Source organism: Thermodesulfobacteriota bacterium (genome assembly GCA_036482575.1).
Taxonomy (GTDB): domain Bacteria; phylum Desulfobacterota; class GWC2-55-46; order GWC2-55-46; family JAUVFY01; genus JAZGJJ01.
Genome location: JAZGJJ010000230.1, coordinates 1 through 6,507, shown reverse-complemented (window position 1 = coordinate 6,507; position 6,507 = coordinate 1). Strand labels below are relative to the sequence as shown.

Below are 6,507 nucleotides of genomic sequence, written 5' to 3'. Positions count from 1 at the left end.
AGAGAACGACGGCCGCAGGTGGAAACGCTATGGGTGATAAGGGCGGGCGGAAGCTTATACTGGCGGGGGACGTCGGGGGGACGAAGACCGAGCTCGGCCTGTACGGCGTCGAGGGGGGGGGGATACGTACCCTTTGCCTGGAAAAGTTCACCAACTCCGGCTTCGCGGCCCCGGAAGATATTATAGACAAGTTCCTGGAGGGACAGGACGGCCCCATCGCCTCGGCCGTTCTCGGCGTGGCGGCGCCGGTAGCGGATAACGAGTGTACCTTTACCAACTTGACCTGGAGCCTTGACGGCGGGGAGATAGGAAAGCGCTTCGATATAGGGAAGGTCAAGCTCATAAACGACCTCGTTGCCACCGCGTGGGGGATAGGGCTTCTTTCCGAAAAGGATCTCTATCCCCTTCAGCCCGGCAAGCCCGGCAGTGGCAACGGCGCGGTCATAGCCGCGGGCACGGGCCTCGGAGAGGTCTTGCTTTTCCGGGAGGGGGACGGCAAAACCCTTCGTCCCTCCGCCTCCGAAGGGGGCCACGCGGACTTCGCGCCGCGAACGGAGGTGGAGGTGGCTCTCCTTGCCTACCTGCGGGATAAGTTCGGACACGTCAGCTACGAGAGGGTCGTCTCCGGCGCGGGGCTCAAGGACATATACGACTTCCTTAGGATAAAGAAAGGCGCGTCCGGGCCGGACCCGCTTAAGGGGAGCTTCGAGTCGGAAGACCCGGCCGCCGTCATCGCGGGGGAGGCCTTAAGCAAAGGGGATGAAACCTGCCGAAAGGCCCTCGGTATATTCGTCTCGGTATACGGGGCCGAGGCCGGGAACCTCGCCTTGAAGGTCTTGCCGACGGGCGGGCTCTACGTGGCGGGCGGCATAGCCCCGAAGATAATCGACGTGCTTAAGGACGGGACCTTCATGGACGCGTTCCGTGACAAGGGCCGCTTCAGGGAGTTCCTCTCCGGCGTGCCGGTATACGTGGTGCTCGATCCGGGCACGGCACTCCTCGGCGCGGCCCACGTAGCCGCTCGTACGGTCGCTCAAAGGGACTATACGCTCGCCTGACACCCGGTATGTCTGAGAGAAAGATTTCAATACACGAAGACCTCGAGTCCCTGAGCCGGGCGGCGGCGGAGACGTTCCTCGACTTGAGCGTTCGGGCGGTCCGCGCCAAAGGCTCCTTTAGCGCCGTACTCTCCGGCGGCGCCACCCCCCGCACCCTCTACGGGTTGCTTGCCGCTCCACCTTTTAAGGAGAAGATACCCTGGCGGGACACTGACCTTTTCTGGGGGGACGAGAGGTGCGTACCTCCGGACCACCCGGAGAGCAACTACCGCATGGCCGAGGAGGCTTTTCTGTCGAGGGTCCCGATCCCGCCGGAGAACGTCCACCGCATGCGGGGGGAGCTCGACCCGGCGGAAGGGGCGAAACGCTACGAAGACGAGATACGGGGGTTTTTTAAAGGGAAGGGAGGCGAGGGGGGCGGCGCCCTCCCGGTCTTCGACCTCGTGATTCTGGGGCTCGGGGAGGACGGACACACGCTCTCGCTCTTTCCGTCCACCGCCGCGCCCGATACGTCCCCCGGCACGTCCCATGGAAAGAGCGAAAGGCTCGTGGTCGGAAGCCGCGTTGAAAAACCAGGAGGCCACAGGCTCACCATGACCCTGCCGCTTGTGAATAACGCTTCTAACGTGCTTTTCCTGGTTTCGGGCGCCGGCAAGGCCGGGGTCTTGAAAGAGGTGCTGGAAGCTCCTCCAAGGCCGGAGCTCTATCCGGCTGAGGGGGTGAACCCTGTAAAAGGGGGTCTTATATGGCTGGTCGATAAGGCGGCGGCGGGGTTTTTGACTAAAATTAAAGAAACGTAGGCAAGGCTACTTGAGCATCTTTACGTTCGTGTGGCACTTGTCGCAGTGAAAAAGGGGGAAGGCCTTGGTGCTGTTGTGGCAGTCCTTGGCACCGCAGGCTTCCCCCTCCATGTTCCTTTTCATTGTCAGGTCGTTCGCCCCCCGTTTTTCCTTGAATATCTTGGGGTGGCAGGCCGCGCACTTCATTATCTCTTCATGCGCCGTGTGGGGGAACAGCACCGGCCCCACACCGGCCTTTTTCATGCTCTCGACCTTGCTGTCGAGCGTCATATCGCCGAGCCCCGCGGCCAGGACCGTGGTCGCGACAAACAACATCGGCACGGCCAATATGACGGCTCGCTTGAGCAAGGTTTTTTACTTCTTGGCGCCCTTCTTGGGTACTGTGTGGCACCTGGTGCAGTCCGTGAGCGGGAAGGCCACCTTGCCGTGGCACCTGCCGCACCACTCGCCCCTGGTTATGCCCACCATCGTCATGTTGTTCTGACCCTTGGCCGGTACGAAGATCTTCGGATGGCATACCTCGCACTTCAGCCAGTAGGTGTGCATCTCGTGGGGGTAGCGTACGTTGTTCACGTAGTCCCCTTTTGACTCGATGATCACGTCCATGTCGAGCGGCGGCATTTCGTCGGCCTTCGGGTCGAGCGAGTGTCTGGGATTTATTATGCCCTCCCTCACAAGCTTGGCCCAGTCGACCAGCCCGTACCTGTCTTTTGGGAGCCCCTCGCCCTGCAGTGCCTGCGGGTGCCAGGCCTGGCCGGCCTTCCACGCCTCACTGACGGGCTTCGTGGCGTCACCGGTACCCGCGAGCTTCCCCGACGTATCGAGGTATATCGCGCTTCTGGGGTCGTCCGGGTCGAGCACCGGTGAGCCCTCCTGGGCCTGGCTGACCGCCCCTGCGGCCATAAAGCCCGCGAAGGCCGCGACCGCCAGCAGGAGGCCCAGCTTTAAAAACGGTTTATGCTTCAAAGAGCTGAACATTTATATCCTCCTTTCAATGGCGAAAAGGTATCGTATTTCCATTAGTTGCCCTTGTACGAATGGCACCTGTCGCAGTAGAGCGGCTCCCACGCGACCAGCCCGTTATGGCACTTCCCGCAGAACTCGCCTTCCATTATGAGCATCATGTTGATGTCGTTCGCGCCCTTCTTGATGATGAAGATGTCTTCGTGGCAGACCTTGCATTTGAACCGGATCCTGTGGAACCAGTGTGGGAAGAGGACCGGATCGACACCGGCCTTTTTCATGCTCTCTGCCTTGCTGTTGAGTACTATGTCCCCGTACTCTGCGGAACTCGGAGCCGCGAATATCAGGCCCGTCACCGCCATGCAAGCCAGGAGGAAAACCAGAAAGTTTCTTTTACTCATGGACCGACCCTCCTTATGGTATTTAGCGTATTTTCCCCGTATCGCAGGACAAGTGCCACACATTATAGCCATCAACACGGCAGGTTTGTCAAGTCAAAAATAGGGGCCCCCCTCCTGCCGAATTGAAAAGCCGGGCGTGGTGTGGTATAAGGGGCGGGGATTAGTTTTCGCGGCGGCCCGGAAGGCCGCTTTAAGGTAGCTCTAAAGGGAGGTAACTCATTGGAAAGCCTTGGTAATTGGAAGAGGAGCTGCTACTCGGGCGAGGTCTCCACGGAGATGGTGGGCACCGAGGTGACCCTTATGGGCTGGGTGCAGAGGAGGCGCGACCACGGGGGGCTCATATTCGTGGACTTAAGGGACAGGGAGGGGCTCGTCCAGCTCGTCCTGAGTCCGGACGACGACCGGGAGGTCCATAAAAAGGCACACTCGGTCCGCTCCGAGTACGTCGTGGCCGTAAAAGGGGAGGTCGCAAGGAGGCCCGTGGAGACCGAGAACCCGGAGCTTAAGACCGGCGGGGTAGAGGTAAGGGTAAGCGAGCTCAAGATACTTAACGACTCCGAGGTCCCCCCCTTCCTTATAGAGGACGAGACCGACGCGGGCGAGGACATAAGGCTCAGCCACCGCTACCTCGACTTGAGGAGGCCCGTCTTACAGCAGAACCTCGTGCTCCGCCACAGGGTCTGCGCGAGCGCCCGGAACTACCTCTCGGATAACGGCTTCCTGGAAATAGAGACCCCCGTGCTTACGAAGAGCACCCCGGAGGGCGCGAGGGACTTCCTCGTTCCTAGCAGGCTCAACCCGGGCCACTTCTACGCGCTCCCCCAATCCCCGCAGCTCTTCAAGCAGATACTTATGGTTTCCGGCTTCGACCGCTACTTCCAGATCGTAAAGTGCTTCCGGGACGAGGACCTCCGTGCCGACCGCCAGCCCGAGTTCACGCAGATAGACGCGGAGATGAGTTTTGTCGAGAGGGACGACGTCATGGAGTGCATGGAGGGGCTTATCGCCCGCATCTTCCGCGACGTCAATGGGGTTGAGCTCGAAACGCCGTTTAAGAGGCTTACCTATGACGAGGCCGTTGCGCGTTACGGGCTCGACGCGCCGGACGTGAGGTTCGGCCTGGAGCTCGAGGACCTTACCGATATAGTCAGGGACTCCGGCTTCAAGGTCTTTGCGAACGTCGCGGCAAAGGGTGGGGTCGTGAAGGGCCTTAACGCCAAGGGGTGCGAGGGCTTTACCAGGAAAGAGCTCGACGAGCTTACCGAGCTCGCCGGTGTCTTCGGCGGCAAGGGGCTTGCCTGGGTGAAGATTACCGAAGAGGGCTGGCAGTCGCCTATCGAAAAGTTCCTGAGCGACGAAGAGAAGAAGAAGATAGAAGAGGCCGTCGGGGCGGAAAAGGGGGACCTCCTGCTCTTCTCGGCCGACAGGGCCACGGTCGCCAATACCGTGCTCGGCAGGCTGAGGCTCGAACTCGGCAGGAGGCTCGGTATCATTCCGGCGGAGGGCTTTAGTATCGTCTGGGTAACGGACTTCCCGATGTTCGAGTACGACGAGACGGAAAAGCGCTACTACGCCATGCACCACCCCTTCACCTCGCCCATGAGCGCGGGGGGGGAGGGGGATGAGGGGGGGGAAGAGTCCATAGAGGCCCTCGGCAAGGAGCCCGGCAAGGCCCGGGCAAAGGCCTACGATATGGTGCTGAACGGTGTAGAGATAGGCGGCGGGTCCATAAGGATACACGACCGTAAGATGCAGGCGAAGATATTCGAGCTGCTCGGAATGGGCGAGGAGGAGGCGCGCGAGAAGTTCGGCTTTTTCCTCGACGCCCTATCTTTCGGCACCCCGCCGCACGGGGGTATCGCCTTCGGGCTCGACAGGCTCGTCGCGGTCATGGCCGGGTGCGAGTCCATAAGGGACGTCATAGCGTTCCCCAAGACCCAGAAGGCCCTTTGCCCCATGAGCGAGGCCCCGTCCACGGTCGATAAGAAACAGCTCGAAGATCTCTCTTTGAGGGTTACGAAGAAGAATTAAACGCCGTTATCTTTTAAAGGAGGGGGATAACCATGAGAATGCCGCGCATGTCCATATATCGCATTGTCGCCGTAGTTTGCCTCGGCGCCGTCCTTCTCTGGCCCGGGGTCGGGCCAGGGGTCCGGTCCGTGGCGTTCTCCAGGCCCTTGCCCGGCGGCTTGGCCGTGGCGACCGTAGCGGTCGACACGCTGCCCGTATATAAGAAGATGTCCACGTCGAGCCGTGTTGTGAAGGAGCTCGGGAGGGGGGACACGGTAACGGTCGAGTTCGAGATGGAGGGCCCCGGCGGGGCCTGGTGCGCCGTAAAGAGGCCGGGAGAGGCGTTTGTCGCGGGTTACGTGCTGTGCGAACACCTGAAGCGCGGGAAGAAGAGGGCGTGGCAGATGGTGGGCACTTCCGGCGACCCCGGAACCGTCAAAGAGACGAAGGTCGCCATAGTGGATAACCAGATCCTCGTACCTGTGGAGATAAACTACAAGAGCAAGAGGGAGACGGTGACGCTGCTGCTCGATACCGGCGCCTCCGGCACCGTCCTCCACGCCGACGTGGCGAAGCGGCTCATGCTTAACATGGACGAGGCCGTTAAGACGCAGGTGCAGGTGGTAGGGGGCGGGTTGCTCGACGTCAGCGTGATACACCTGACCAGCATGTCCGTGGGTCCGCATACGGCAAACGGGATGATCGTCGGAGTGGTAAAGCACGACGGGCCGGAGGTCAGGTTCGACGGCCTCCTGGGGATGGACTTCCTGAAGGGGCTCAAGTACGAGATAGACTTCAAACAGGAGGTCATAAGGTGGGAGTAGGGGGTCGTTTTTCGTCAGCATCGAAAGGGAGGTGAGGCATCTTAGCGAAAGCGTTTATACCGGCTGTTTTCGTTTTTATTCTCTTCGCCTTCCCGGTCCACGCCGCGCCCAACATGCAGGACGGCAAGTGGGAGATGACCTACGAGACCGAGATGCCCGGCATGCCGGAGATGCCGCCTCAGACCTTTACCCGGTGCCTTACCTCCGGTGACGCGGTCCCGACCGATGCCCCCGGCGACCAGTGTGAGATAACGGACCAGGACGTGTCCGGGGATACGGTCTCCTGGGAGGGTCGCTGCGACAGCGCGGGCGTCATCGTCGAGTTCAGCGGCAGGGTCACCTACAGCGGCGATACGATGAAGGGCGAGACGCGCACGGTCATAAAGGCCCAGGGCATGGAGATGACCGGCAGGATGAAGGGCAGGAGAGTAGGGGAGTGCGACTGAGCCAC

General features: G+C 60.9%; 8 protein-coding genes. 5 read left to right on the top strand and 3 right to left on the bottom strand.

Annotation, left to right across the window (positions count from 1 at the left end):
- Nucleotides 1-1,058: glucokinase (gene glk / locus V3W31_10315; protein ID MEE9615323.1), on the top strand; the 1,058-nt coding region annotated here is incomplete at its 5' end.
- Between the two features lie 8 nt (nt 1,059-1,066).
- Nucleotides 1,067-1,858 carry a 6-phosphogluconolactonase gene (pgl, locus tag V3W31_10310; GenBank protein ID MEE9615322.1) on the top strand — a complete coding sequence of 264 codons (792 nt, stop codon included), beginning with the start codon at nt 1,067-1,069 and terminating at the stop codon, nt 1,856-1,858.
- A gap of 6 nt (nt 1,859-1,864) precedes the next feature.
- On the opposite strand, the gene V3W31_10305 is transcribed toward pgl, so the two are convergent.
- Genes V3W31_10305 through V3W31_10295 form a run of 3 tightly spaced genes read right to left on the bottom strand, consistent with a single transcriptional unit; the run spans nt 1,865 to nt 3,222 of the window.
- Entirely contained in the window at nt 1,865-2,206 is a 342-nt protein-coding gene (locus V3W31_10305) for a c(7)-type cytochrome triheme domain-containing protein (protein ID MEE9615321.1), read from the bottom strand.
- A 6-nt stretch (nt 2,207-2,212) separates the two neighbouring features.
- Complete coding sequence (locus tag V3W31_10300; GenBank protein ID MEE9615320.1) at nt 2,213-2,836, bottom strand: c(7)-type cytochrome triheme domain-containing protein; 624 nt, start codon at nt 2,834-2,836, stop codon at nt 2,213-2,215.
- Between the two features lie 41 nt (nt 2,837-2,877).
- On the bottom strand, nt 2,878-3,222 hold the full coding sequence (locus tag V3W31_10295) for a c(7)-type cytochrome triheme domain-containing protein (protein ID MEE9615319.1): 345 nt from the start codon (nt 3,220-3,222) through the stop codon (nt 2,878-2,880).
- A 219-nt stretch (nt 3,223-3,441) separates the two neighbouring features.
- Here V3W31_10295 and aspS point away from each other — a divergent pair, with 219 nt between their 5' ends.
- From aspS to V3W31_10280, 3 genes are all read left to right on the top strand, one after another.
- A complete protein-coding gene (aspS, locus tag V3W31_10290) occupies nt 3,442-5,253 on the top strand; it encodes an aspartate--tRNA ligase (protein ID MEE9615318.1) in 1,812 nt (603 codons plus the stop codon).
- 32 nt (nt 5,254-5,285) lie between these two features.
- Complete coding sequence (locus tag V3W31_10285; GenBank protein ID MEE9615317.1) at nt 5,286-6,056, top strand: retropepsin-like aspartic protease; 771 nt, start codon at nt 5,286-5,288, stop codon at nt 6,054-6,056.
- A 113-nt stretch (nt 6,057-6,169) separates the two neighbouring features.
- On the top strand, nt 6,170-6,502 hold the full coding sequence (locus V3W31_10280; protein ID MEE9615316.1) for a DUF3617 family protein: 333 nt from the start codon (nt 6,170-6,172) through the stop codon (nt 6,500-6,502).
- Nucleotides 6,503-6,507 lie beyond the last annotated feature (5 nt).

Excerpts from the sequence above, each read along its gene's own strand:
- V3W31_10300 (MEE9615320.1), bottom strand. The coding sequence starts at position 2,836 with ATGTTCAGCTCTTTGAAGCATAAACCGTTTTTAAAGCTGGGCCTCCTG.
- V3W31_10285 (MEE9615317.1), top strand. The coding sequence starts at position 5,286 with ATGAGAATGCCGCGCATGTCCATATATCGCATTGTCGCCGTAGTTTGC.
- pgl (MEE9615322.1), top strand. The coding sequence starts at position 1,067 with ATGTCTGAGAGAAAGATTTCAATACACGAAGACCTCGAGTCCCTGAGC.
- V3W31_10295 (MEE9615319.1), bottom strand. The coding sequence starts at position 3,222 with ATGAGTAAAAGAAACTTTCTGGTTTTCCTCCTGGCTTGCATGGCGGTG.
- V3W31_10280 (MEE9615316.1), top strand. The coding sequence starts at position 6,170 with ATGCAGGACGGCAAGTGGGAGATGACCTACGAGACCGAGATGCCCGGC.